Below are 25,737 nucleotides of genomic sequence, written 5' to 3'. Positions count from 1 at the left end.
ACGGGCCCCTTGGCCGTTCTAGACCCGAGACGGCGTCCTTTTCACACGAACCTTTAAGCTTGAAAACATGACAGCAGCACCCCTCCCCTCTCCCGTATCAGCGACGTTCGATCCCGATCGTTGGCGCGACATCACCGAGGAGGAACTCGGCTCCGCTCCCTTCACGGACATCACCTACCACCGCGCGGTTGAACGCACGCACGATGAGCGCGGCGAGGAACAGTGCCGGGATCTCAACGCCGTACGTATCGCGTTTGACCGGCCCGAGGTGCGCAATGCCTTTCGCCCGCACACGGTCGACGAGCTGTACCGCGCGCTCGATCACGCACGCCTCGACCCGAGCGTGGGCGTCATCATTCTTACGGGCAACGGCCCCGCCCCGAAGGACGGCGTGTGGGCGTTTTGCTCGGGCGGGGATCAGCGGATCCGCTCGCGCAGCGGGTATCGGTATGCCGACGGTGACACGGCCGAATCGATCCGCCCGGAGAGCGCAGGCCGCCTCCACATCCTCGAAGTCCAGCGCCTCATTCGCACAATGGGCAAGGTCGTGATCGCCGCGGTCAACGGCTGGGCCGCCGGCGGTGGCCATTCTCTGCACGTCGTTGCCGACCTTTCGATCGCGAGCCGAGAGCATGCGCGCTTTAAGCAGACCGATGCGAATGTGGGCAGCTTCGACGGCGGCTACGGAAGCGCGTACCTCGCGAAACAGGTCGGGCAAAAGCGCGCGCGAGAAATCTTCTTCCTCGCCGAGGAGTATTCGGCGGAGGAGGCCTACAACTGGGGTGCCGTCAACCGCGTCGTGCCCCACGAAGAACTCGAAAACGAGGCTCTGCGCATGGCACGCGTGATCGGCACGAAGTCCCCGCAGGCGATCCGCATGCTCAAGTTCGCGTTCAATCTCGCCGACGACGGCCTCATGGGCCAACAGGTTTTCGCGGGCGAAGCTACACGCCTCGCGTACATGACCGACGAAGCGGTTGAAGGGCGCGACGCGTTCCTCGAAAAGCGCGATCCCGATTGGTCGGCCTTTCCCCACCCGCAGGGTTAGGGTTCCGACGCTTGCCCGGCAAACGTCGGAAAAGGATCTTTGACAGAAAGGAGTCCGCGTGAGCACCCAAGGCGCACCTGAGTGCGAGTCGTTGCCGTGGCTGGCGCCCGGCCCGTTCGACGGAACCGTCACGTCGCAAGTGGAGTATGCCCGTGCGATTGGGGGGGCCCTCGTGGGCACCGCGCGCGTGTGGCTCGGCGCCCATAAGCGCCCGGAGCTCATCGGTGCGCTCGAGTGCGGCAAGCCGCGAGAAAGTGCGTGTGCAGGCTGCACGTGCGCACGCTCCAACGCGGGCGTAAGCGAGCCTGATCCGAGCGAGATCGCCCTCGTCGTGCCGACCTCGGGTTCGACGGGTACGCCGAAGTCGGTCGCACATTCAGTGCAGAGCCTCAAGGCGTCGATTCATGCGACGGCCTACGAGTTTGGCTCACACGGCGCGTGGATGCTATTTCTGCCGCCCACGCACATTGCGGGCATACAGGTCATCGCTCGGGCCGGCGTGGCAAGCACGCTTCTGGGACTCGACGATCACGATGGTCTTCCTGGCGCGCTCGCGCCTCTTGTGGACCTGTCAAGCCATTTCGATGCGACGGTGCTGACGGGTGCATTGGAGCGCTGGGACGCACGTGTCTGCAGCGATGAGGCCCTCGCTGATCTGCCGCTTTACACTTCCTTCGTTCCCACGCAGCTTGAGCGAATCGTGAGCGCGGCAGAAGCGGGAGACGCCGAGTTCGCGCGCGCCCTCTCCCGTTTTGAGGCGATCCTCGTGGGCGGCGCCGCGACTGCGCCCGCGCTCCTCGATCGCGCGCGAAAGCTCGGTGCGCGGATCGTCACGACGTACGGCTCGAGTGAGACCGCCGGTGGCTGCGTCTACAATGGTCTCCCCCTCCAGGGGGTCGAACTCAAGGTCAACGATGAGGATCAGCTCATGATCACCGGGCCATCGATCGCGCTCGGCTACATCTATGAGACGGGGGCGTTCACGAATGTTGACGGCAACGATGCCGATACGCGCCGTCGTTTCTTTTCCACACCAGAGCTCGCCGCAACACGGCTCTTGCGCACGAGCGATCTCGCGCGTCTCACGCGCGACGAGGCCACTGGGCTCACTCGTCTCACGGTGCTCGGTCGCGCCGACGACGTGATCATCTCAGGCGGACGCAAAATCGTGCCGCAGGCCCTTGAACGCACCCTCGCGGATACGGGTGAGTTCCGCGACGCTCTCATCGTTCCCGTCGAGTCGAACGAATGGGGCGAGCAGGCAGTCGCCCTGACCGTTCCTCGCGTGGAAGGTGCGATGCCGACGCAAACGTGGACGGCGGATCTCCAGACGCAGCTCACGGTCGCGACCGCCCTGACGGAGGCGGGCTTCGCGCGCCATGAGATTCCTCGCGCGATTCTCACGACGGGCGCACTCCCCCGTCTCGAAAGCGGCAAGGTCGACCGAAAAGCCGCCGCAGAGCTCGCACGAGAGGCGCTCTTGAACATCGAGGCGTTCGACTACGCGAAGAGCCTCGGGACGCGCTTCAGCGACGGCGGGCACCACGAGCTCGACTTCGGCGGCCCCGGCGAGGAAGAGAACGAGTAGATGGCAAGCGCAGCGCAATGGATCTCGGGGGCGCGACCACGTACGCTTCCCGCGGCAATCGCCCCGGTGGCCGCCGGCACGGGCCTTTCGCTCATGCACGCGGGCTTCCAGGCGGGCGTGACGATTCCGCGGGCTCTGCTCGCCCTCGTGCTCGCGCTCGCTCTGCAGGTGGGCGTCAATTACGCGAATGATTATTCCGACGGTATCCGCGGGACCGACGATGACCGCGTGGGCCCGTTCCGGCTGACCGGTTCGGGAGCGGCGAAACCGAGCGCGGTGAAACGCGCCGCTTTCACATCGTTTGGGGTGGGCGGCCTCGCGGGCCTCGTGCTCGTGATTCTCGCGGGTGCCTGGTGGATGATTCTCGTGGGCGTCGTGTGCATTCTTGCCGCGTGGTTCTACACGGGAGGGAAACATCCCTACGGCTACATGGGCCTCGGCGAGGTCATGGTGTTTGTCTTTTTCGGGCTCGTCGCGGTCATGGGCACGAGCTACCTGCTCTCGGGGCACTCGGGACTGAATGATCTGCTCGTCGCGAGCGCCATCGGACTATGGGCGTGCGCGGTGATGCTCACGAACAACCTGCGCGACATCCCCTCCGACCGCGTCTCCGGCAAGCGCACACTTGCTGTTCGGCTCGGCGACGGTGCCACGCGCCTGCTGTATGCGGCGATGATCCTCGTGCCGTTCCTTTTGCTGATTCCCGTGGTTCCGCACGCTCCACTCGTGGCGCTCACGTTCCTCGCACTACCCCTTGCGATGGCACCGGTGCGGCGCGTGATTGAACAGCGTGCTGGGGGACGTGACCTGATTCCCGTGCTCGCGGCGACCGGCAAGCTTGAGCTCGTCGCTTCTCTTCTGATGCTCGCGGGCTTCGCACTGAGCACCATGCTTTTCTAGAGGGCGATGCGCCGGATGGCTCAGCTGATGCTCTACTCGCCGCGGTCGAGGAGGGAATCCTCCGCTTCGGCGTCGAGCTCCGCTTCGGTCTTCAGGTCGCGTCGCTTATCGCGGCGTGCATCGACCGAATGCTCGAGGTTCGCCGCAACGCCCTGGCGGAGCTTGCCGAGTGCGAGGATCGAGATGAGCATCGCGATCACGGCTGCCAGGATGCCGGTGAAGAGCCAGTGCACGCCGGGCATGAGGAAGTACAGGAGCGCCCACACCCCCGCAAAGAGGGCAAGGCGGATGATCGAGTAAAGCACGTAGTTTCGCATTGTCCCCATTATCCCCCGTCATGAAAGAATGACCGACATGCCTCGCTTGATCCTGGTCCTCGCCTACGTTGCCCTCACGGTATACGCCCTCGCCGATGTGGCGAACACCCCCGAGTCGCGCGCGAAGGTGCTTCCGAAAATCGGGTGGATTCTCGTGATCGTATTCGTTCCGTTCCTCGGCTCGTTCCTGTGGCTTCTTTTGGGCAAGAGCAACGGCTCCGAGCCGCGCTCGCCCCGAAATTCACGCGCGCGCGGGCCGCAGCGACCGATCGCTCCGGACGATGACCCGGCCTTCCTCGCGAAACTCGATCAGGAGAATCGTGCACGCCGCCGCGAGCAGATTCAGGACGAAATGCGTCGCAAGAAGCGAGAGGGGGCCGGCGGCGGCAGCTCCACGGCGTCGACCGGGCCACGCCCGGCGCCGCCTCGCACACCCGCACCGAGGGACGATTCTTCGATTACGCCCGGGAAGGGGCCGCGCGACTACACCGTTCGCGACTATGAGCGCCCCGAAGATAAGCGCACCGGCGATCTCGAAGGCCCCGACGACGACGGCGCTCGTCGCTAAAACTCGAGGCGTTCCGCAGGACTACCAGGATCCGATACGAGCGTAGTCGCTTCGCGCAGCGGATATTTCGCCTCGTAGTCGCGTTTCCACTGCTTCGCGAATTCCTCGGCGTCGCCTCGGGGAACGAGCGCCCACACGCTGCCGCCGAAGCCTGCCCCGAAAGCGGAGGCGGCGCGCGCACCGAGGGCGCGGGCAAAGTGAGCGAGGTCGATGGTTTCGGAGATTTGATTGCCGAGCTTGCGTTCAGCGAGATCCTGAGAGCGGGCAACGATCGACGAGAACGCCTCGAGATCACCGCTGCCGAGCGCGGTGGCAGCTTCGGGCACGAGCACCTCGGATTCCTCAATGAACTGCTCGAGCCTCGCGCTCGCATACCCTTCCGGTGCGACACGCCGAAGCGCGTCGAGCTCGCGCGAGGATCGCTCCACCGGCTGTGCGGGATCGGTGACACCGGTAAGTTCGCGCACGACTCGGTGGAGCGATGAGTCCTCGCGCCCCGTGTGCGCGTTCCACGCTTCAAGCACAGCACCGAGGGCGGCGGGCCCGCGGTTGTATGCCTCGCGCGCCGCGCCCGTTTTCTCGGCGAGCACCCCGCTCACGGCGACCACGAACGTAAGGTCGCCCGGAAGCGAGGCAGTGCCAAGAACCGTTGGGGGATCAAATACCACGTGGCTGAGGGAGCCCTCTGTGGTGGCGAGCATGCCCGTGTGATCGAGCGAGCCACCCGAGGTGCCCACGCCCGTGAGACCTGCGAAGTTCTTGAAGCGCTTGCCATTCTCAATCGAGGCGGCGTAGCCCGCGAGATCCACGCGGTTCGCGATGGTTCTTTGCCACTCTTCACGCGACGGGAGATCGTTGAGGTCGGCGAGAGTGAGGGCAACGGCGGTCAGCACCGCCGAGGAGCTGCTCATGCCCGAGGCCGGTGGCAGGTCTGATTCGATCGTCAACTCAGCCGAAGCGAGAGGACCGAAGTTCGTGGTGAGTCGGTCGAGGACGGTTTGGACGTAATGCCCCCAGTGCCCGTTCGGCAAGCGCGGATCGCGAAGCGGCACGAGCTCGGCTCGTTCACCGTTCAAAGACGTGCGAATCGAGAAGGGCGAGGAGGCGTCGGACTTTTGTTGCCCACGCACCGTCACGGCCCTCCCCACCGCCGACACGAGCACCTGGCCGCCCGCATAGTCAGTGTGTTTACCGAGCACTTCGATGCGGCCCGGAACGCGCCAGCCCCTCACAGGCGCACGCTCACGTGCGCGACGCGACTTTCGACATCGGCGATATCATCCCGGCGCGAAAGATCGAGCACCCCCCCTGAAACGGGCACAACCTGCACGTTCTCGAGCGCGAGAACGGCATCAACAATCTCGTACTCCCCACGCGCCGAAGGCTTGATCGTGCGGCATGCCTCGAACACGGTCGGCTCGAAGGCAAAAAGGTTCATGGACACGGGTGCGCTCTCGCCGTACTCGGCCAGTTCGGCTTCCGACGGTTTCTCAATCATGCCGATCAGGCGGTTGTCGGCGTGCCGGATGAGTGCGAATGCCGCGATGCGCTCTGCGGGAATGTTGCTCTGTGCGACGAGTGAGGAACGCTCAAAGCCCGCAATCGCGTTGCCCGACACGTGCGTCATCGCTTCGAGGGCTTCGAGCGGATAGAGGTTATCGCCGTTCACCATGAGGAACGGCTCCTCCCCCACGGCCTTCTCGGCGCTCGCGAGGGCGTTCGCCGTGCCGAGTGCCTCGTCCTGGACCGCAAACTCGATGCGCAGGCGGCTGGGGGCGAGTTCGCGCACGTGCGCTTCGAACGCTTCATGCTCGGGCGCGACGACAACCACGGCCCTCGTGACTCCCGCATCGGCGAGAGCGCTCAGCGAATAGTCGATGAGGCGATGCGCACCGATCGGCATGAGCGCCTTGTAGCCGAGGCTCGCGGCCGCGGCTTGGCCCGCGGTCAGGGATGAGCTTTGGCCTTCGGCGCGCATGCGTGTACCGAGGCCGCGGGCGAGGATCACGGCGGTGTTGATCACGAGGTTCCTCCGAACCGACGATTGTGCAGAAACGATTTTCAAGTTTAGACGTAACGCCTGGCGATCCCGAGCGCCTCGCGGGCGTAGCCGCCGCCGAAAAGTGTGGCGTGCAAGAGCACGAGGTGCAGTGAGTGAAGCGGGATCAGCTCGCGCCAATCTTGCGTGAGGGAGTGCGCCGATTCGTACCCCTCGAACATGTGCGCGAGGTGGGGCGCGCCGAAGAGGGTGAGCGCGGCGAGATCATCGAGCCGGTGCCCCGAATAGGCGGTGGGGTCGATCAGCACGGCGCCGTGAGCATCGAAAAGCACGTTGCCGGCCCACAGGTCTCCGTGGACGCGCGCAGGAGGGTCATCATCATCGAATACGCCGTCGCGAAGCCGCGCTATAAGGCGGCCGAAGAGGGCACGGTCATCCGCGTCGAAGAGATCTCCCGAAGCCCGCACGAGTGGGGCGAGCCGGAGATCCCCGAACATCGCGCCCCATGACGTGAACTCACCTTCGCGCGCGAGCGGAAGCGGCAATTGCTCACCCGCCGGCCCCTGGAAACCATCGCCTTCAAAAGCGGTACCGGAGGCATCGATTGGGCCGAGCCCGAAGCTCCTGCGCCCCGCCTCGCTCTCGCGCCCGGTGCCGGCACTGTGGGTCACGGCAAGGGCCGCACCGAATTCCCGCGCCGATTGCGCACTCGGTGCGACCGGCGAAATCTGCTCGAGGCACAGCTGGGAGGCGTCGGAGGCCAGGATCCCCACCACCCGAGCACCGCCGTGAGCGGACGCTGAGGCGAGCCACTCAAGCCCCGCACGCTCCCACTGCACAGCGCGCGCCGAACCTCTCTTGCGAAAAACTTCCGGGTGCCGCTCCATCCTTTAGAGACCCGAGTACGAGTGGAGGCTATTGATGACCGTGTTCACGATCGTGTAATTGAAGATCACGCACACGAAGCCGGCGATGCAGAAGTAGGCCGCGACCTTTCCGCGAAAGCCCACCGTGGCGCGCGCGTGGAGGTAGGCGGCGTAGACGATCCAGATGATGAACGTCCACGTTTCCTTCGGATCCCAGTTCCAGTAGCGGCCCCACGCGTAATTCGCCCAGATCGCACCGAAAATGAGCGTGAAGGTCCACATCACAAAGCCCACGGCCGTCGTCTGGAACGCGATCTGCTCGAGGCGTTTCGCCGAAGGCAGGTGGTCGAGAATTCGATCAAGGAGCGCGAAGCGAGGCTTCTCCCCCGCTTCAAGCCGGCTTTCCCGCGAGTGCTGGAAGAGCTGGAGAATTGCCACAACCACGGAAATAGCGAAAAGCGACATCGAAAGCACCGCGACGATCACGTGGATGACAAGCCACGGCGAGTTCTGAAGGCTCGGAGTGAGCTGCGCAGCTGGCAGGTACCACGACGTGTACGCGATGACCATGATGAACAGTACGGGGGTGAGCACAAAGAGCCCGAGCCGGCGCATGTCTCGCACGCGCAAAGTGAGCAGCAGGAACACCGCCATGATGACCGCGGCGCCCGTCATCGAGAACTCGTACATGTTGCCCCACGGCACGCGTTGGGTCGCCACACCGCGCGCTACGACGCCTAGCAGTTGGAAGGCGGTCGCAATGCCGGCGGCTCCGAGCGCGAAGGAGAGCGCGTTCATGCCGCCCCCGTTCTCTGGCACAGCGGCATCGTCGCTCGCGTTTTCGGAGCGGTCGGGCTCGACGGAAGGAGCCGCGATCGCGGGGTCGGGATCCGCGGGAGCGCCGACGGTTGCCAGTTCACGCTTGCGCACCTTTTTTTCGAGGCGCAGATCCGAACGCACTCGCACTGCTTTCGCGATGTCGACCGCGAAGGCGACGAAGGCCATCATGTACACGACCATCGCGAGCAAAATGAAAAAATCCGATGCCGCGGCGAGCTCTTGGAGATTCACTTTCCGGTCCTCATTCTCGTAAGTCGGCGGAGGCTGGTGTAGGCGCGAGGCGATCAGCGAGGCGCGTCACGTCGTCGGCGAGGGCGAAATCTTCGCTTCGCGCGAGTCCCGCGACCTCAATCTCGGAGCCTTCGCCATCCGGGGTGGCACGCACCCACATGCGGCGGCGCGGGATGAAAAGCGAAAGCATAAGACCGGCTGCCGAAACAAGTGCCATCACGAGCGTGAACCCCTGCCAGGGGTCGTGCTTCACGTCAAAAGCAGCATAGCGCTTGATATCGCGAAACTCGATACTTGAGCCGTCGGGAAGATCGAATTTCTCGCCCGGCGCGAGTGTCATGAGCAGGGGCTTTCCCCGCGAGTCCGTCACCTGGTCGAGCGTGGAGACGTCGATCTGATACGCGTTCGTGGGCACCCCTTCATCCAGACCCAGGTCCCCCGTGTGCGCCGTGACGAAAAGCTTCGGGTTCACGAGACCCGCATATCTCGAATGCGGGCCGCGCTCATCGATCACCGCGGTGGGCGCGAAAATCCCGACGAGCGCCATCTGTTTCGGGGAGGCATCGGGCATCTTGAGCACGAGTTGGCCGGTGTAGTTCTTGTCGTTCGCGACCGTGCGCACAGGGCCGTCGGCAACGACGTGCCCTTCTGGGTCACGCACGGTAATGATCGGGGCGTACCCGTTGCCCAGGAGGAACGCGCTCGCGCCATCGACCTCGAGCGGCTCATTCACGCGCACGCGCTGCTTGTACGTCTCGCGCCCTGGGGCATCGACCGTGAGGTCCGCTTCGAACTTCGTGGGGAGGCCAAAGGACTTCGGGTTGGAGGAATCGGTCGAGAATTCCGCGCGGAATTCGTCGAGCGTGAAGCGGAAAGCCGGGAGGTCGTCGGGGTTAAACCACGCGCCAGGCTCGAAGGAGTCGTAGCTCGTGAGCGAGTTGGCGAACCCCTCTCCCTCGACGACCGTGATCTGGCCGCGGTACGAGGTCAAATACCCGAGCCCCACGCCAAGAAGCACGCCGAGAAGGGCAAGATGGAACACGAGGTTGCCGGCTTCACGAAGGTAGCCGCGTTCGGCGCTGACGCTCAGAGTGCCCGAGCCCTCCTCAAGGGTCCGCACCCGATAACCAGCCTTCTTGAGATGCCTCGCGGCCCGGAGCTGGATGTCCTTCGGCGCCTCATTCGCGAGCGGGCGGCGCGTGTATCCCGTGAACCGCTGCAGCCGGCGCGGCGTGCGCGGCGGCTTCGCGACGACCTGGCGCGCGTAGGTCACGCAGCGCGGAACCACGCAGCCCACGAGGGAAATGAATAACAGAAGGTAGATCGCGCTGAACCACGGCGAGGTAAACACCTCGAAGAAACCAGCCCAGTCGAGTAGCTCGCCCCACCAACCGTTGTCGGCAAGAAACTGCTCCGTTTTCGCCGGGTTCACTGAGCGCTGCGGAAGGAGCGAGCCGGGAACGGCCGCCACCGCGAGCAAAAGCAAGAGCACGAGCGCGGTATTCATGCTCGTGAGCTGGCGCCACAGGAAGCGGAGCGTGCCGCGCACACCGAGGCGGGGCATCGTAGGAGCGCTCGCGCCTTCGTAGGCGCGCTCGTGCGCGGGCTCCGGGTTTTCCAACGCTTGCTGGTCTTTCATCGCTGCTTCTCCTTTCTCGCGTGCCGGGCCTGTCATATGACGGTCGTGAACGAACCGGTCCACGTGGCCAGCTGAGCCATCCACTCGCCCCACTGGCCCGTGAGGAGCAGCGTGCCAATGATGATGAGCAGCGCCCCGCCGAGAACGGTGATCGATCGGCGGTGCCTCTTCAACCACGCCGACCACGTGAGCGCGCGGTCGAACAGAAGGGCGAACGCGAGAAACGGCAGGCCGAGCCCGAGCGAGTAGGCGAGGGCGAGAAGGGCGCCGCGCGTGGCGCTGCCACCGTCAAGGGCGAGGGTGCTCACAGCAGCGAAGGTGGGGCCGATGCACGGGGTCCACCCGAAACCGAAGATGATCCCCATGAGCGGGGCTCCCCACAGGCCTGCATCGGGGCGCTTTTTCACCCGCACCTCTCCGCTCAGGCGGGGGAAGAGCCCGATGAACAAAAAGCCCATGAGGATCACAACAACACCCGCGATGCGGTTGATCCACGCCGCGTGCGCGCTCAGCGTGTATCCGATAGCGCCCACGAAGCCGCCCATCACCATGAAGATCACGGTAAAACCGAGCACAAAAAGAAGGGCGCCGAGGGCGAGGCGCCCCGTACGGTTATTCGATTCCTCACGCTGCCCGGCGATGCCCGAAACATAGGCGAGGTAGCCGGGCACAACTGGAAATACGCACGGCGAGAGGAACGCGACAATGCCCGCGAGCGCACTCACCGCTGCGGCCAGGAGGAGCGAGCCATCGAGAACGGTGCTCGCGAACACGTGCTGAATTTCGGTCATTCGGCAAGAACCCGATCGATCATGGCGCTCAGAATCGAGGGATCCGCGAGGCCGGAGATGCGGGCGGCGACCCGACCCTGCTTGTCGAACACGAGGGTCGAGGGTACGGCGTTCGGGGAAACCTGACCTCGAAGTGCATAGAGGATGGCGCCGTCCCGATCGGGAATCGACGGGTACGGAATTGAGAACTTCTTTTCGAAGGCCTGGGCAGGGCCGGCTTCGTCGCGCACATTGATGCCGATGAATTCGACGCCTTTGGGGGCGTAGGTTCCGTGCAGCTTCACGAGGTCGGGCGCCTCCTTGCGGCACGGCGCACACGAGGCGTACCACACGTTGAGTACGACTGGCGTGCCGCGCTTCTCGCTCAGCGTGAAGGTCGTGCCGTCAAACGTCTCGCCAGTGAAGTCATAGGCATCGCCGCGCTTGTCCACCGACACTTCGGTGCTCACGCCTGAGCCTTCAACGTAGCCGGTGTCGTAGCGCTCGGAGGTGTCGGTGCTTGCGCAGCCGGCAAGACCGAGAGCCCCGAGGGGAAGCGCGAGAACCGCGCGGCGCGTGAGATGTGCTCGTTTCATGTGAGCTTCCCGCCCGTCGCGTCCACGGCACCGTCGTAAAGCTCGGCGGCCGGCTCGGAGTATTCGACGTGGTCGAGGTGCTCCCCGTGGAACACGAGGGAGGTCACGGAGGCGAGGGCGCATTCGCGCGTGCGCGGATCGTGCAGCATGGGCTTGTGCTCGGCGGCGCGCCTCGTGAGCCAGATCGGGAGTTGGTGCAGCACGAGCGCGGCCTCGTGCCCCTCGGCCGCATAGCGGGCATCGCGCACCGACGCCATCACGCGGTCGACCTGATCGCGGTAGCGCTCGCCCCAGCTCGGGCGGAAGGGGTTGAGGAAATACTTCCAGTTCTTCGGATTCGTGAAGCTCGCCTCGCCGTGGCCGATCCGGTGACCTTCGAAGTAGTTGAGAGCCTCCGTGAGGCGCCCATCCGTCTCAATCTCGAGACCGTGGGACTCAGCGATGGGCTTTGCCGTTTGCTGAGCGCGAAGAAGTGGGGACGCGACGACCTTCACGATGTCGCGCTCGGCGAGCGCCTCGCCCGTAAGTCGCGCCATTTGTTCACCGCGCTCGGAAAGCCGGTAGCCGGGCAAGCGCCCGTAGAGGATCTTTCCCGGGTTGTGCACCTCGCCATGCCGAACCAGGTGAACGATCGTCTCAGTCATTAATCCCTCTCGGTGGTGGGAAGAGTGGTCATGAAGCCTTGACGCTCCAGCCTATCGGCTCGCGTCACTCGCCGGCAGCAAACTCGATGCACTCGCGGTCCTCATCACTCACGAGCTTATCGAGGATGCGGGCAAGCGCCAGGAAATCCTCCCTGCCCAGCCGGTCCAGGAGAAGCTCACGGACGCTTGCCACATGGATCGGCGCCGCCTTTTCCAAGAGTTCACGGCCCGCGGTGGTGAGAACGGCAACGCGCCCTCGACCGTCGGCAACCGAACGCTCACGCGCGACCAGGCCGCGCTTTTCCATACGTGCCACCGTGTGGGTGAGTCTTGAGCGCGAGTGCACAACCTGTTGCGCAAGCTCCGACATGCGCACGCTTTCGTTTTCGCTCTCGCTGAGGCGCACGAGAATTTCGTACTCGGCGAGCGAGAGGTCGATGCTCGGATTCTGTTCAAGGGCCTGGGAGAGGCGGTCTTTGAGGCGGGTGGTCGTGAAGAGGTAGGTGCGCCAGGCCTTTTGTTCGTCGAGGTCGAGCCACGGGGCCTCCTGCCCGTTGTTCTCGTTCGCCACCTGCGACCCCTTTCGCTCGACGCTCTCGGAAAATGCATGAAAACGCCTCCTATTATGCGCGTGTGGAGGTGCTCGTGCACGCAAGGGTGTCTCCCGCCTCACCCTAGGCGGCGCTCGCGAGCACGGTCGCGGGCTTGACTTCGCCACACAGCTCCCATAGTTTAGTTTTCAACTTTAGGGTGGCGGCCGTCGGACCGCCGCTCTACCAACCAAAGGAGAGAACCACATGACCGCACTTCCCGAAGGCCTCACGCAGGGAACCTGGACCCTTGATGCCTCCCACACCGCCGCCGCATTCACCGTTCGCCACGCCGGCATTTCCAAAACCCGCGGCCAGTTTGACGAGGTTTCGGGCCAGATGATCGTGGGTGAGACGCTCGAAGACACCCGCATTAGCGCCGAGATTCAGATCGCCTCGCTCACAACCGGCAACGAGGACCGCGACCAGCACCTCAAGAGCGCCGACTTCTTCGACGCGGAACAGTTCACCGCCATGGCGTTCACCTCAACCTCGTTCGACGGTAAGACTCTCAAGGGCGACCTCACGATCAAGGACGTCACGAAGAATGTCGAGCTCGACGTCGAGTTCGAAGGCGCCGCGACCGATCCGTTCGGCACCTATCGCGCAGGTTTCTCGGGCACGACCGAGATCTCCCGCAAGGAGTTCGGCCTCACGTGGAACGCCGCGCTTGAAGCGGGTGGCGTGCTCGTGGGCGACACCGTGAAGATCACGATCGACGCCGAATTCACCGCCCCCACCGCGGCTTGAGCATCGATCTCTTAGGCTGGGGTCATGAACCACAACGCGCATGACCCCGGCCTTTCCTCATCTTCGGGGGCTCGCATCGTGCTCCTCGAACGCCCCGGTTGCCACCTCTGCGAGGAAGCGGCGCTCATCGTCGAGCGTGTCGCGACCGCCACCGGCGAGAAGGTCGAGAGGGTCAATATCGACGACAACGACGCGCTCGCGCGACGCTGGTCGATCGAGATCCCGGTTGTGGCCGTTGACGGCAAAGTCGTGGCGGTCTACCGCGTCAACGAAAAAGACCTGATGGCCGCCCTCACGCGTGACCTCAAGCGCCCGCACCCGATCTTCGGTGCGGCAACGAGGTTTCTCCGCCGCGGCTAGCGCTACGCCCTCCCTCAAGCAGCCCCCTCCCAAAGCAGCCCCCTCAAGCAGCCCCCCTCAAACACGAAAGTGGTGAAAAACGGCGTTGGGGCAGCTTTTTGGCCGCCAGATGTCGATTTTTCACCACGGTGCTGCCGCCGGGGAGGGCGCGGTAAAGCAAAGCAGGTGGCGCAACTCAAGATCAGGCGACGGAGCACAAGCAAAAACTGCCGCCCTCCGGAATGGAGAACGGCAGTTTTTGACACGCGCGGGCTCTTGCCCGCCGCGCCTTACTTCTTGTTGCGGCGCTGGTGGCGGGTCTTACGAAGAAGCTTGCGGTGCTTCTTCTTCGACATGCGCTTGCGACGCTTCTTGATCACGGAACCCATGATTGCCTCTTTTCTTACAGTGCGTGGTGGCGGCGGCGCCGCCCAGGTGTCAGTGGCCGGCGAGCGCCGAGCGCAGCCGGGGCGGCTACCCTCGCGGGGCAGCGGCCACAAACACAGACAATGAACTATTTTAGCGCTGCACCCGGGCGTGCTCAAAGGTCATTGACGAAGCGTGAGAGGCCTCACGCACGCACATTCGGCTCATGAGTTCCGTGCCCCGAGGCCCAACGGTTCGCTGAATCACGTCGATGCCACAAGCGCGGCCAGAGCCGCCTCAAGGCGCGCGGCCCTGTCAAGCTCGCTTTGGGCACGTGCCACGACAGTTCGTTCGGCCGCCTCGCGGATCGAGGAACGCAGCGCGCGGCGAGCCCGACGCTTGCGGGAGCCCGCGATGAGCGAATTGAGAAACGCCGCCAATGCCCCCAGCAGAATCCCGAGCCCGAGCCCCGCGATGATCATGGCCGTAGGCACTGGCACGGGCACCCACAAGCCTTCGAGCATTGGCATCGGTGGTTTGGGCACCTGGAGGAAATCGAATCCCGCAAGCGCAAGCAACCACACGAGCCCCGCGATCGCCGTGAGGAACGCGAGCCACTGCACGATATTGAGGGGAAGCCACGTCCAGGACTTCTCGGCACCTCGAAAATCCGTGTGGGTGAGCGCGTAATCGACTTCGTCGGGGAGGCTCTCTTTTTCCTCATCGAGGGCGGCGGTGAGACGGCCGGGCCATGGGTGTGGCGCCTCGCCTGCAAGTGCCAGTGCACACTCCTCAACCGCACGATTCATGCGCGCACGGGCACCAGGCGCATCGATCGAGAGGGAGGAACGCGACACGAACTCCTCGCCTGAATCTCCCGTGCGGTGACTGTTGCTCGCGCGCCCAATGCGCATTCGCTCAAGAGGGTCCACCTTGAACGCTCCGATCCAGCGAAGTGCCGGCCAGCCCGTATGCCGACCCGCGCGCGTGCGGTAACTCTTCGCCACAGCCTCGGAAATCTTCTCCACCTGAGCTGCGGCGGCACACGCCTCCTCGAGGCGATCAACCTCGGCATCGGGGACCTCACGCGGAAGTGAGGGAATCTCGGCAGACTTGCGCGTGATGCTCACGCCCGTCGCCTCGGCAATGGCGTGCCCTTCGGCGCGCGCATCTGCGAAAAGACGCTCGAGGATCGCGCGCTTCGACTCGACAACCGAAGCAATCTCGGAGCGTAGCTTGGGTAGCCCGCTACCCTCGAGTGCGCTCACGAGGAACACCTCTGTCTTTGCGAGACCGTCCTCATCGAGAAGCGCCTTCATTGAGGAGCGCACGGCGGCACCATCCGCTTTCGAGAGGCGGTCGGCCTGATTGACGACCACGATTGTGACGGCGTCATGGCGCGCGAATCGACGAATGAACTCGGTGTGCAAAACGGCATCAGCGTATTTTTCAGGGTCTGTGACCCACACGAGCACGTCGACCGTACCCGCAAGACGCTCCGCGATCTCGCGGTTCGCGCTCTCCACGGAATCGAAATCGGGAAGATCCACGAGGATTGCACCCTGCGGAAGCGAGCCGCGCCCCACCGTGTGCCGCTCGTGAATCTCAAGCCAGTCCAGGAGTGAGGACGCGGAATCGCCTTCCCGCTCATCGGTGGGCTCCGGGAGCACCGCGAGCGCACTCGAGGTCGTGGGGCGTCTGTGCGCGACGCGCGCAATATCTGCGCCGACGATGGCGTTCACGAGCGAGGACTTTCCCGAGCCCGTCGCGCCGAAAAGCCCGATGACGGTATGTTCGCTCGAGTGCTCGAGACGCTCCGTGAGCCGGTGACGCGCAGCCCGCGCGCTCGCAAGCTCGGCATCAGTGAGCAGCGGTTCCGCTTGCGCGATTGCGTCATTGAGGGCGTCGACGGCAACGTCGAGGCGGCCGCGAGCCTTCGAAACGGATCGAGCCCTCATCGCTGATCACCTCGTGCGCGCGGAGCGGAAAGACCACCAAGGCTCTCAATGAGGGTACGGATGGCCTCGGCATCCGCCCTCATGTCACTCGAGGGGGTCGTGATGGGCTGCGCGGCAAGAGCCTTGGCGAACGCCGTAGCTTGTGCATCCACCACATTTGCAATGCGCGAATCCAGCATTCCGCGCGCCTTCTTCGCGAGGCGCCTCACGGCCTCATCACCAAAGATTGACTCGAGAAGTTTCTGCCCCACGAGCGCCGTTGCAGTTCCCGCGCCCACCTCAAGACCCGTGGGCATGAAGGCGGTTGACGCGAAGACGACGACCATGAGAGCGATGCCCACGACATTCACGCCGAGCGACAGCACACGCGCTTGCGTGCGACGATCAGAGCCCTCGGCCTCAACGAGTTCGAGAACATCCTTTTGCCAGGCCCGCACCTGATCCTCGACCGTGCGGTGGAAATCCTCGGGCACCTGCATGAGTGTCACCGCGAGTCCAGGGCTCGACTGAAGAAGGGAGGACCCGGCGGCGTGAGAATTCCACGCGCGGACGGTGCGGGAACGGGCGTTGGCGACCTGGTCAATCACCACGGTCACAAGGCCCGTTTCAATCGCGTTCTCCGCTGCAACGATTGGACGCGTGCGCCCCGTGATCGCGGCCGTGAGGCGATCACGCGTGCGCGAGATCCATCCCTGCACCCCCTTGAAGAATTCCCCGGTGCCCACGACATCCTGCCAGCGCGCGAGCACCTCGCCGCGCAAGAGCGCACCGTCACGCGTGAGACTCGCGATCGAATCCTTCGCCGCATCAAACTCCGCGCGTGCGAGAGCCGCGAGCCGGTCCCGCTCTTCTTCTTGTGCCCCCACGGCTTCAGCAAGCTCATCGAGCGATTGCGCGGTCGCGACGAGCGCTCCGCGCAGCGTGCGCCTCGCGATCGCCGAGCGCGCCTCCTTATCCCGCGCGAGAGCCCCGAGCCACGCCGAGAGCTCTCGCACCTCTTCTGTCTCGAGGAGCTCCCCGTCGTCGAGTTCCTGTTCGTGTATGGCGAGCAGGCGCTCTGTCACGACTCCGCGCTCGGCGAGCATCGCGCTCAAATGCGAGGTGAGATCCTCTGCCACGCCGTCCTTGTGCGGGATGCGGTTCATGACCACGACCACCGTGACATCGCGCTCTGCCGCCTGCGCGAGCGCGAGCCACGGAACGGCATCGGCGTACCTGTGGGCGGTCGTCACAAAAATCCACAGGTCGGCGGCGCGCAAAAGCTGGCCGGCAAGCTCGCGGTTTTCGCGGCTCACCGAATCGATATCGGGCGCGTCCAAAAGAGCAACGCCCTGGGGAACCCGCTCACTCGCCACGAGGTGAAGCGCCGTGCCAAAACCCGTCCCGCGCTCACGTGCCTCGGGGCTTGAGGCGCTCATATGCACGCGCGGAAGCGAGGGCAGGATCCGCTCCCCCTCGAACCACTCCCTATCGGCCGGGTTGTGCACGAGTACGGGCTGGCGCGTGGTGGGCCTCAGCGCCCCCGCTCGGGAGATGCTCTCCCCCACGAGCGCGTTCACGAGAGTGGACTTTCCCGAACCCGTCGAGCCACCCACCACAGCCAGCAACGGCGCCTCGAGCGAGGCGATCCTCGGCGCGAGGTGGTCCTCAACTTGCTGGGCAATATGCCCTGCCTTCTCGCGCGCCTCGGCTGCACCCGCGATCTCAAACGGCAGGCTCGCCTCGCGCGCATGCCGCGTGATCGGCGAAAGAAGGGAGGAGTCCACACGTGCATTCATGACATAAGACTACCGAACTGGCCTCGCCCAAGGCGCGGCAGCCGTCGGACCCCAAAACCGCAGCCGGCCCCATGCAAAATACCCCGATCCGCCCAAAGGGAATAGAGTGAACGAGGCCGTACTGCCCGCGTCGAAAGGAGGCCCCGTGGGAGCACCCACCATTGCCCACCAAAAACCACGGCGCCGCCTCAACGCGGTCGCTTCCTTCATTTCGCGTCTCGTACGCGAAGCGGCCCGCACCTCCCCCGCGCGCCTCGCACTATTCGTGTTCACGGCGATGATTTTGCTGTTCACGCTCATCCTTGAGCTACCTATCTCGAGCGTTTCAGGCCAGCGCACCCGCTTCGTCGACGCACTTTTCACGGCCGTGAGCGCCATGTGCGTGACGGGCCTCGTGACCGTACCCACGCAAACCCACTGGTCGACCTTTGGTCTCGTCGTGCTCATGGCCGCGATCAAAGTGGGCGGCCTCGGCGTTCTCACGCTCGCCTCACTCCTCGGCCTCAGTGTGATGCGGCACATGGGTCTCGCCCAACGCATCGTGACGGCACGGGAAACCAAAGCTGCGAAGCTGAGCGAAGTTGGCGGTGTGCTTCGCACAATCGTGCTCACGTCAACAGGTTTCGAGGTCGCGACGTTTATCGCCCTCGTCCCCTTCCTCATGCGACACGAAGCGACCCTCAAATACGCCCTCTTCAACTCCGTGTTCTACGCAATCTCGGCGTTCAACAACGCGGGCTTCATCCCCGAGGTGGGCGGCATCGAACGCTATCTCGGTGACCCGTGGTTTTCCATCCCCATCGCCACCTCCGTGTTCGTCGGCGCGCTCGGCTTCCCGGTCATCCTCGTGCTCGTACAAAATTGGCGCACGCCCGAGCACTGGAGTCTCCATGCGAAGTTGACGATTTGGACCTCGAGCATCCTCCTCGTCGCCGGCTCATTCGCCATTCTCCTCTCCGAGTGGGGCAACCCCGCCACCCTCGGCGGGCACGGCTTCGGCACAAAGGTGCTCTCCTCCACTTTCGCAAGCGTCATGACCCGCTCCGGCGGCTTCTCCACCCTCGATATCGGCGCGATGAACACCGACACGTGGCTGATCATGGACCTTCTCATGTTCATTGGCGGCGGCTCGGGATCCACTGGTGGCGGCATCAAGGTCACCACGTTCGCTCTGCTCGTGCTCTCCATCGTTGCGGAAGCGAGGGGTGATCGCGACATCGAAATCTTTAGCCGCAGCATCCCCTACGACACCATCCGCCAAGCCATCGCCGTGCTCGTCATCAGCGTGCTCTTCGTCGCGATCGCCACCTGGGTCATGCTTCGCCTCACCAACTATCCACTCGACCGCGTGCTGTTCGAAGTCCTTAGCGCGTACGGCACTGTTGGGCTCTCCACGGGCATCACGAGTGATCTCAGCCTTGCCGCGAAGTACGTCATCATCGTGTGCATGTACGTGGGTCGCATTGGCCCCATGACCCTCGGCGCGGCTCTCGCTCTGCGTAGTCGCCGCAGGGTCATTCACCTGCCCGAAGAGCGGCCCGTGGTCGGCTAAGTCCGGTAGTCTGGAACACATGGCAAACTCCCGCTCCTTCGGCCGCAGCGTCCTCATCATCGGCCTCGGTCGTTTTGGGGCGTCCATGGCCCTCAACCTTGAATCGCTCGGCACGAATGTGCTCGCGATCGATAAACGCGCTGATCTCGTCCAGGACTTTTCGGGCAAGCTCACTCACGTCGTTGAAGCGGACGCCACGAATATCGAAGCGCTCAACCAAGTGGGGGCTTCTCACTTCGATGTCGCCGTCGTTGGCGTGGGCACGTCAATCGAGGCGAGCGTGCTGATTACCGCGAATCTCGTGGACCTCGCGGGCCCCGTCATCTGGGCGAAAGCCATCTCGGTTGCCCACGGCAAGATTCTCGAGCGCATCGGCGCACACCACGTGGTGTTCCCCGAAAAAGACGCGGGCCAGCGGGTCGCGCACCTTGTCAATGGCCGCCTTCTCGACTACATCGAGTTCGACGACGGGTGGGCGATCGTGAAGATGCACCCCCCGCGCGAAATCCAAGGCTTCTCCCTTGGCGAATCCGATATCCGCACCAAGTATGGCGTGACGGTCGTGGGCGTGAAGTCCCCCGGCCGCGACTTCACCTACGCGGAGCCGGACACCGTTGTGTCCTCGCATGACACCCTCATCGTGTCAGGTCACACGGAGCTCATCGAACGCTTCTCCAACCGCCCGTAGCGCGGTGATTTCGGGGCGAGGGTTCCGACACTTGCTGCGCCCTTAGCGCTCCTCCATTTTTCGCGACATCTGTGCGGCCACTCTCATACCGCGAGCCATGAGCGCACGGATCCCGCCCTCTTCAAGTGCGGCGATGGCCTGCGCCGTCGCGCCTCCAGGCGAGGTCACGGCGTAGCGAGCGCTCGTGGGCGCCTCTCCTGTTTCATGCAGCACACTTGCGCTGCCCACCATGGTGCCAACGACCAGGTCAGTCGCTACGGCGCGGGTGAAGCCTTGGGCGACGGCCTCATCGATCATGGCTTCGGCGATGAGGAAGAAATAGGCGGGGGCACTTCCCGCGGCGCCGATCACGCCGTGGACCTGATGCTCGGGAATCTCGACGACGGTCGCGGACTGCGCGAAGAGGGCGCGGGCGAGTTCACGCTCACTCTCGCTCGTCCGTTCGCCGGGCATGAGCCCCACCACGCCTTTGCCAACGGCGATCGGCGTATTCGGCATGGCGCGCACGAGCGCCGTATGACCATGGAACGCCTCGCTCAGCGTATCGAGGCTTGCCCCCGCGAGAAGCGACACGATCAGCGCCCCCTCCTGCACGTGCGGGGCGATCTTCGGTGCCATGGCCTGAAGGTGGTAGGGCTTGAAGCCGAGCACAATGACGTGAGATTCGGCAACGGCACGCGCGAGGGTGGCGTCGGAACCGTATTTCTCAAACGCACTCGCAGCGCCAATCCCCCGTGCAGCCTTCGCCGTGGATTCCTCACTCGAGTTGAGAAGAACGAGCCTCTCGGCGCCGACGCCGGCCTTACGGATGGCACGCGCGACGGCGCCGCCCATGTTCCCCGCACCGATCACGGTCACTGTGAGATCGTTGAGATGCACCATCGCGCTTCCGCCTCCTTTTTCAGCGGCCCCAGTGCGGCGGGACGTCCCGCATGAGGCGTTCGTCGTTCGAATCGTCACCGCGGTCGGCCTTCGCGCGCGACGGAATCACGCGCTCTTTCGGCGGCGTGACCTCGATCGGTTTCCCCGTGAGCGAGGAGACGATGGGGCGACGCGCGGGCTTCTTGTCACTCACCGCGCCTCCCCCTCGCTTTGCTTTGCGAGGTAACGCCGGATCGCTGCTGAAACTGACACGTCAAGGAGCACGCTGCGCTCGGTGAAGGCAAGAAAGTCTCGCACCTCCGAGGCGAGCTGCTCCGAAAGCCTGGCCTGACCATCCGAGCAGATATAGGCAACGACCTGGTCGAAATCATCCGGCCCGTAGAAGCTCAGCGGGTGGCCGGCGGGGATTTTCGGCTTTGGCAAGCGGTGGCGCGCAGTTCCGCGGCCAATCTTGAGATCCTGCTGCTCGAGGTAGTCGTGATAGGCACGCTCGACGCTCTTGATCACGCGCTCGGCTTCACCTTCGGGGTCAATGAACAGCGCCCACGACCATACGCGTTCCACGGTCCAGCCCGCGGCTTCGAGGCGCTCTGCGCTCAAGCGGTCACGCTCGCGTTGATCCGTGATCTCACGGTAGCGCGGCCCATCGGTCGCAACGGCCACGAGGTAGCGACCGGGAAGCTCGGGGTGGGCGATCGCGAGTTCCACACGTTCGGTTGAGAGCCCGTAATCGAGTTCGACCGTGTAACCGGCACGCCACAGGCGATCGGCAAGGTCGGCAACGAGAGCCTCGGAGCTATCGGGGATCTCGGGCGCCTCTCGCGAGTCGGAGCCTTCTTCGGGCGCGCTCTCGCTTTCAGGCCCAGCCTCCTCGGAAGGCTCCTCGGAAGAATCCTCGGCATCTTCGGCACTCTCGCTCGTCTCGGCACTCTCCGGCGCATCGCCTTCGGCCGTGGCGGCGTCGGCCCCCTCCGTCACCTCGGCGGGTTCCGACGCTTCCTCCCGTTCAGCCGCATCCGCGCTCTCAAGCACGTTCTGCGAGAAGCCCGCTTCGAGGAATTCGAGCAACAGCCGCAGGTCACGGGCGCCGTCGGTGCGGAGCCTATCGATCTCGAGGTCGCTGCTGCGAACGGCGCTCACGACACTCGTGTGGAAACGCGCGCGAGTGAGGAGCGTGAGGAGGGCACGCCGACCGGCATCGGTCGAAAGCGGGCCGAAGCGGTGCAAGAGGCGATCGTGCGGGGTGAGGCCGAAGCCGAGCGACACGATCACGTCGTCGCGAACAACCGCGGTTGCCGCTTGTGCCGGCACCACCGTGAAGAATTCCTCGCGTTCGGGATTGAAGAAATCGTGGAGGTCGGGAAGTCGGCTCACGGACCGCATGACCGAGTCGTGAACGGCCTTCGCGTGACTCGGCGTCAGGGTGACGACCGCAAGGGAACGCTCGGGGTTGTGCCGCGCGTGGTAGATCACGAGGTCGGTCACGCGGCGCAATTCGGCATCGGTTGACTCCACGAACTCGGCACCGTGGTGCACGGGGCCTCGACCGTCGGGAACATAGATGAAGGTGTCCTCATCAATGTGTTCGGGGCTCGGCGGGGCGAGAAGCGCACCCCAACCCGCGTCAAGAGCTTTCGCGCGGTTCTCGACGAAGCGCCGCACACCACCGGTTGCGGGGTGGGTGTCGCGCACGAGCCGCAGCACAGGCGCGACCTGGCTCGCCTCATCGAGCAGGCGGGCCATGCCCGAGTGGTGAGCGCGCACGTCGTCGCCATCCACGAAGTCGAAGGGATCGCCAACAATGACGGCCTGACGCGCACGTGAGAGTGCGGGAATCGCCGCGGCGGTGGGAAGGCGAGCGGCATCCGCAAGGATCACAAGATCAAAGTGGCGGCCGGCGGGAATCATTTGCGGCACCATGAACGGCGAGGCGAGCCACAGGGGCCGTGCGCGGAACATGATGTCCTGGTATTTCGCGGCGGTGTCACGCACGCTCATCGTTCCGGGAGTATTGAGCTCAATGATCGCGCTACGGGAAGTCTCGGGGAAACGCTTCATGGTCTCCACGAGCAGTTCATCCACGTGCTTACGCACGCGGAAACGACCAGTCTTGAGATGCTGCTCGTCGAGGCGTCGGTAACGTTCGGCGACCTGGGAGAGCTTCGTTCCGTCGTATTGCGAAAGGGTCGGCTCGGCACGGGCGATGAACTCGAGCACGCTCACCCACCACGCGAGGTTCAACTCGTCAACGGCGAGCTGAGCGGTGATCTCCGGGCCGCGAATGTCGCGAAGGAGGGCGGCAAAGCCCTCAAACTCGAGCTCGCGCATGACCTTCGTGCGACGCGGGAGCACGTCGAGCACTTCGCTTTGCGCATGCAGGCCCTTCATACGCTCGTGAAGCGCACCGAGCTCGGTGTTGTCGAAGTCCGTTCCCTTCTCGGTCCCGGCGAGAAGAACCTGCAGTTCGTCGAGGCTCTTTTGCGTGCTTCCCACGAGCGCCTCGACCTCACCGAGGGACTTCGGCACGACGGGCGTCAGGCCCGAATCCGTCGCAATGGCTTCCCACTGGCGATGGATGTCCTGCGCAGCCAGGAGATGTGCGCGGAGATTCTCCGTGCTTTCCGACGGTTGCAGCATCGACTTTGCAAGCTTCTTCCAGCGGCGACGCTCTCCAAAGCCCATGGCCGCGCCGTGCTCTTCACGGTAGGCCTTGTCGGAGACAGCCGCGAGAAGCCTGTCGATCTTCTCGTTGAAAAGCTCGGGGCGCACGTGTGCGAAGAGTGAGCGCATGGCATCGAGCACACGCACCGTGTGACGCAGCTCCGCGAAGCTTCGGGCTTTTTCGAGGTTGCACGGTGCGCCGAGAGCCTCGGCGTGCTCCATGAGCTGCGGAAGCGAGGCTTCATCGAGCTCGGTCACGAGTTCAAGCGCGCGCTTCGCCTGGTGCTCGCTCGTGATGGATGCCCCGTACCACGGGGTGTCCTCGGGAACCATCGTGAGGGCGCCCGAGTCGACAGCCTCGCGCATGAGCTGCTCGTAGCGCGCACGGTCACGGAGAATCGCTTGGGCGACGTTCGGAGTGAGGCGCACACCGGTGCGCGGGGCCGGGCGGCGCCGCGCAAGATCGGCAAGTTCGTTGATCGCTTCGTGGGCGCTCACGCCCCACGGTTCCTGCACGCGGTGCATGGCTTCTACGTGGCCCGTGAGCACGTCGCGCGCCTCCGCCAAACCTTCGGGTTCCGCGAGGCTCACGGGAGGCACGAACGAACTGGCCTTCGCGAGGGAAAGCAGCATCGAACGGCTCGCCTCCCGCTGCAGATGAGGGTCCGGCACGAGGCTCAGGAGGATATCGTCGAGTCCCGCGTCCTGGACCGCTCGCTGGAGTTCGGCGAGGCGGCTCGAGCTCTGCGATACAAGGAGCACGCGCTTCCCTGCCGCAACCTGCTCGGCGGCGAACGCCACGACCGTGCGCGCGAGGGGGCGGCCCGGGGCGCCGTGAACGACGAGTGCGGGACGATCCTGGAGGTTCTCGGCAATGAGGCGTGCGTCCGGGTCGGCGCTTGCGACCTGCTCGGGTACTTCGTGCGACGTGAACGCCTCCGCGTCGAGTTCTTCGCGGGATTCCTCATCGCCTGCGAGCGCCCCGATGATCGGCAAATCCGCGAGATCGGTCGCGGGGACGTCGAAGTCCTCGAGCATCGGGCCCGAGGCATCCACGAGGTTGCCCACCACGAGCGCGTGGGAAACGCGGAATCCGGGAAGCGGCTCGCCGAGCGAGCGGAAGGCGTCGAGAACCGGCTGGGGGTCGAAGCCATGGTGGGAGTCGGTGAGTTCAAGCAGAGCGCGCGCGTCGATGAGCACTCCTTCGTCGCGAAGGGCTCTGAGCACAACCGGGTTGAGGTCAACTGCGGCGTCGAGATCGATGTCGATGTCCTCGCGCGCACCACCGCGCACATGGAGGTTGAGGGGGCGCAGGAGGAGCGGGGCGTGTACGGGCTCTCCCGAAAGATCGGTCCACGTGGCCTCGCCGATGGCCAGATGACATGTTGTGAGGCCGCGGTTCTCGGCGTGCGCAAGAGCGCTTTCGCGAATCTCGAAAGCGGCTTCGCGGGCGCGTTCAAGGGAGGCCTCTTCGCGCACAAGCGAAGAAAGTCTCGTGGATCCACGACTCGCAAACAGGTGCGCGAGTCCCTGCGGGTGTGAGTTCGTGAGATCGAGGAAAACACCGGAGCGCATGTCCGTAAGGAAGTCGTGTTCACCGGCGAGAGACGCGAGTGCGGTGCGCCAGGTTGCGAGCGACTCTTCGATGCGCTCTTCGCGGGTGGCCTCGGTCACGAGCACGCGCGAAAGGGCACCCTGAAGATCAGTTTCGTCGGGGTCACTCTCGAAGTCCGCGGGCGTGAAGACGTGCGCACCCGTGTCGTCGATACTGCTTTCGGCGTACTCATGAGGGGTGCCCTTCGAGGCGCGCGGGTCGCGAATCTCGAGCGTGGGCTCCTCAATGGCGCTCGAGCCGCCTTCGGCGGGCGCCTTCTCCGTGCCCTCCGCGGATTCGCCCCTTTCGGGGGTCGCAGAGTTTCCCACCCACGCGTGACTTTCGCGCGCGCGTGCAGTCAGCGCGTCATCCTCGGCCTTCTTACTGCCCTGAGATTTCGCGCGTTTTGAACGTCCAAACCAACTCACCTTCCCACGGTATCCGAGGTGAGGCGCTGAGGCGCTGAGGCGGGCATGTGGCGCGCCGCTCCTTACCGCATTTTTACCCTCGCGCACTCTCTCTGACGACGTTCACGAACTCTCCAGGTTTCTTCCCTAGCGTTTTCGTCGTAGC

24 protein-coding genes are annotated in these 25,737 nt (G+C 64.6%); 8 read left to right on the top strand and 16 right to left on the bottom strand.

Annotation, left to right across the window (positions count from 1 at the left end):
* Positions 1 to 67 precede the first annotated feature (67 nt).
* From NBW56_RS08420 to NBW56_RS08410, 3 genes are read left to right on the top strand one after another with little or no spacing between them, the layout of a single operon-like run.
* On the top strand, positions 68 to 1,048 hold the full coding sequence (locus NBW56_RS08420; RefSeq protein WP_250258839.1) for a 1,4-dihydroxy-2-naphthoyl-CoA synthase: 981 nt from the start codon (positions 68 to 70) through the stop codon (positions 1,046 to 1,048).
* A gap of 58 nt (positions 1,049 to 1,106) precedes the next feature.
* The gene (locus NBW56_RS08415) at positions 1,107 to 2,636 is read left to right on the top strand and encodes an AMP-binding protein (protein WP_250258838.1); all 1,530 of its coding nucleotides are present in this window, start codon (positions 1,107 to 1,109) and stop codon (positions 2,634 to 2,636) included.
* Positions 2,637 to 3,536, top strand: a complete 900-nt coding sequence (locus NBW56_RS08410; RefSeq protein ID WP_250258837.1) for a 1,4-dihydroxy-2-naphthoate polyprenyltransferase — start codon at positions 2,637 to 2,639, stop codon at positions 3,534 to 3,536.
* Between the two features lie 32 nt (positions 3,537 to 3,568).
* On the opposite strand, the gene NBW56_RS08405 is transcribed toward NBW56_RS08410, so the two are convergent.
* Positions 3,569 to 3,853 (bottom strand): DUF4229 domain-containing protein, encoded by a 285-nt coding sequence (locus NBW56_RS08405; protein WP_250258836.1) that lies wholly within the window; start codon positions 3,851 to 3,853, stop codon positions 3,569 to 3,571.
* Between the two features lie 37 nt (positions 3,854 to 3,890).
* Here NBW56_RS08405 and NBW56_RS08400 point away from each other — a divergent pair, with 37 nt between their 5' ends.
* Positions 3,891 to 4,421, top strand: a complete 531-nt coding sequence (locus NBW56_RS08400; RefSeq protein WP_126847926.1) for a PLD nuclease N-terminal domain-containing protein — start codon at positions 3,891 to 3,893, stop codon at positions 4,419 to 4,421.
* Here the strand turns inward: NBW56_RS08400 and NBW56_RS08395 are convergent.
* The 9 genes from NBW56_RS08395 to NBW56_RS08355 all read right to left on the bottom strand — a co-directional run bounded on the left by NBW56_RS08395 (position 4,418) and on the right by NBW56_RS08355 (position 12,577).
* Positions 4,418 to 5,653: a GHMP family kinase ATP-binding protein gene (locus NBW56_RS08395; protein WP_250258835.1), complete on the bottom strand. Its 1,236-nt coding sequence runs from the start codon at positions 5,651 to 5,653 to the stop codon at positions 4,418 to 4,420. The genes NBW56_RS08400 and NBW56_RS08395 overlap by 4 nt on opposite strands.
* On the bottom strand, positions 5,650 to 6,444 hold the full coding sequence (locus tag NBW56_RS08390; RefSeq protein WP_250258834.1) for a nucleotidyltransferase family protein: 795 nt from the start codon (positions 6,442 to 6,444) through the stop codon (positions 5,650 to 5,652). The genes NBW56_RS08395 and NBW56_RS08390 overlap by 4 nt, the downstream gene beginning before the upstream one ends.
* A 44-nt stretch (positions 6,445 to 6,488) precedes the next feature.
* Positions 6,489 to 7,259, bottom strand: coding sequence for a fructosamine kinase family protein (locus NBW56_RS08385; RefSeq protein ID WP_250258833.1), 771 nt, complete (start codon positions 7,257 to 7,259; stop codon positions 6,489 to 6,491).
* 51 nt (positions 7,260 to 7,310) lie between these two features.
* Entirely contained in the window at positions 7,311 to 8,357 is a 1,047-nt protein-coding gene (gene ccsB / locus NBW56_RS08380) for a c-type cytochrome biogenesis protein CcsB (RefSeq protein ID WP_250258832.1), read from the bottom strand.
* 10 nt (positions 8,358 to 8,367) lie between these two features.
* Entirely contained in the window at positions 8,368 to 9,996 is a 1,629-nt protein-coding gene (gene resB, locus NBW56_RS08375; protein ID WP_250258831.1) for a cytochrome c biogenesis protein ResB, read from the bottom strand.
* A 32-nt stretch (positions 9,997 to 10,028) separates the two neighbouring features.
* Positions 10,029 to 10,778 (bottom strand): cytochrome c biogenesis CcdA family protein, encoded by a 750-nt coding sequence (locus tag NBW56_RS08370; protein WP_153246513.1) that lies wholly within the window; start codon positions 10,776 to 10,778, stop codon positions 10,029 to 10,031.
* Between the two features lie 5 nt (positions 10,779 to 10,783).
* The gene (locus tag NBW56_RS08365) at positions 10,784 to 11,362 is read right to left on the bottom strand and encodes a TlpA family protein disulfide reductase (RefSeq protein WP_250258830.1); all 579 of its coding nucleotides are present in this window, start codon (positions 11,360 to 11,362) and stop codon (positions 10,784 to 10,786) included.
* Positions 11,359 to 12,006 carry a histidine phosphatase family protein gene (locus tag NBW56_RS08360; protein WP_250258829.1) on the bottom strand — a complete coding sequence of 216 codons (648 nt, stop codon included), beginning with the start codon at positions 12,004 to 12,006 and terminating at the stop codon, positions 11,359 to 11,361. Before NBW56_RS08360 ends, NBW56_RS08365 begins: the two co-directional genes overlap by 4 nt.
* Positions 12,007 to 12,070: 64 nt before the next feature.
* Positions 12,071 to 12,577, bottom strand: coding sequence for a MarR family winged helix-turn-helix transcriptional regulator (locus NBW56_RS08355; RefSeq protein WP_250258828.1), 507 nt, complete (start codon positions 12,575 to 12,577; stop codon positions 12,071 to 12,073).
* A gap of 226 nt (positions 12,578 to 12,803) precedes the next feature.
* Here NBW56_RS08355 and NBW56_RS08350 point away from each other — a divergent pair, with 226 nt between their 5' ends.
* Both NBW56_RS08350 and NBW56_RS08345 read left to right on the top strand, forming a co-directional pair.
* Positions 12,804 to 13,346, top strand: coding sequence for a YceI family protein (locus NBW56_RS08350; protein WP_065247337.1), 543 nt, complete (start codon positions 12,804 to 12,806; stop codon positions 13,344 to 13,346).
* 24 nt (positions 13,347 to 13,370) lie between these two features.
* Positions 13,371 to 13,706 (top strand): glutaredoxin family protein, encoded by a 336-nt coding sequence (locus NBW56_RS08345; RefSeq protein WP_250258827.1) that lies wholly within the window; start codon positions 13,371 to 13,373, stop codon positions 13,704 to 13,706.
* A 269-nt stretch (positions 13,707 to 13,975) separates the two neighbouring features.
* Here the strand turns inward: NBW56_RS08345 and NBW56_RS08340 are convergent, their stop codons facing one another.
* The 3 genes from NBW56_RS08340 to NBW56_RS08330 all read right to left on the bottom strand — a co-directional run bounded on the left by NBW56_RS08340 (position 13,976) and on the right by NBW56_RS08330 (position 17,787).
* Positions 13,976 to 14,074 (bottom strand): 30S ribosomal protein bS22, encoded by a 99-nt coding sequence (locus tag NBW56_RS08340; protein WP_005504750.1) that lies wholly within the window; start codon positions 14,072 to 14,074, stop codon positions 13,976 to 13,978.
* A gap of 240 nt (positions 14,075 to 14,314) precedes the next feature.
* Positions 14,315 to 16,009: a GTPase family protein gene (locus NBW56_RS08335; protein ID WP_250258826.1), complete on the bottom strand. Its 1,695-nt coding sequence runs from the start codon at positions 16,007 to 16,009 to the stop codon at positions 14,315 to 14,317.
* Positions 16,006 to 17,787, bottom strand: a complete 1,782-nt coding sequence (locus NBW56_RS08330) for a dynamin family protein (protein WP_250258825.1) — start codon at positions 17,785 to 17,787, stop codon at positions 16,006 to 16,008. Before NBW56_RS08330 ends, NBW56_RS08335 begins: the two co-directional genes overlap by 4 nt.
* 145 nt (positions 17,788 to 17,932) lie before the next feature.
* On the opposite strand from NBW56_RS08330, the gene NBW56_RS08325 reads away from it, so the two are divergent.
* Together NBW56_RS08325 and NBW56_RS08320 are read left to right on the top strand one after the other, a co-directional pair.
* Positions 17,933 to 19,339 (top strand): TrkH family potassium uptake protein, encoded by a 1,407-nt coding sequence (locus NBW56_RS08325; protein WP_250258824.1) that lies wholly within the window; start codon positions 17,933 to 17,935, stop codon positions 19,337 to 19,339.
* Positions 19,340 to 19,358: 19 nt separating this feature from the next.
* Positions 19,359 to 20,027 (top strand): potassium channel family protein, encoded by a 669-nt coding sequence (locus NBW56_RS08320; RefSeq protein ID WP_250258823.1) that lies wholly within the window; start codon positions 19,359 to 19,361, stop codon positions 20,025 to 20,027.
* A gap of 42 nt (positions 20,028 to 20,069) precedes the next feature.
* On the opposite strand, the gene proC is transcribed toward NBW56_RS08320, so the two are convergent.
* The 3 genes from proC to NBW56_RS08305 are packed head-to-tail and all read right to left on the bottom strand — an operon-like array spanning position 20,070 to position 25,592.
* Positions 20,070 to 20,909 (bottom strand): pyrroline-5-carboxylate reductase, encoded by an 840-nt coding sequence (proC, locus tag NBW56_RS08315; RefSeq protein ID WP_250258822.1) that lies wholly within the window; start codon positions 20,907 to 20,909, stop codon positions 20,070 to 20,072.
* Positions 20,910 to 20,928: 19 nt separating this feature from the next.
* A complete protein-coding gene (locus NBW56_RS08310) occupies positions 20,929 to 21,102 on the bottom strand; it encodes a hypothetical protein (protein ID WP_167550755.1) in 174 nt (57 codons plus the stop codon).
* Entirely contained in the window at positions 21,099 to 25,592 is a 4,494-nt protein-coding gene (locus NBW56_RS08305) for a PDDEXK-like endonuclease domain-containing protein (protein ID WP_250258821.1), read from the bottom strand. The genes NBW56_RS08310 and NBW56_RS08305 overlap by 4 nt, the downstream gene beginning before the upstream one ends.
* Positions 25,593 to 25,737 lie beyond the last annotated feature (145 nt).

This window comes from Dermabacter sp. Marseille-Q3180 (assembly GCF_940792985.1).
Classification (GTDB): Bacteria; Actinomycetota; Actinomycetes; order Actinomycetales; family Dermabacteraceae; genus Dermabacter; species Dermabacter vaginalis.
The sequence above is the reverse complement of the archived record's forward strand: the minus strand, read 5'-3'. Positions and strand labels throughout refer to the sequence as shown.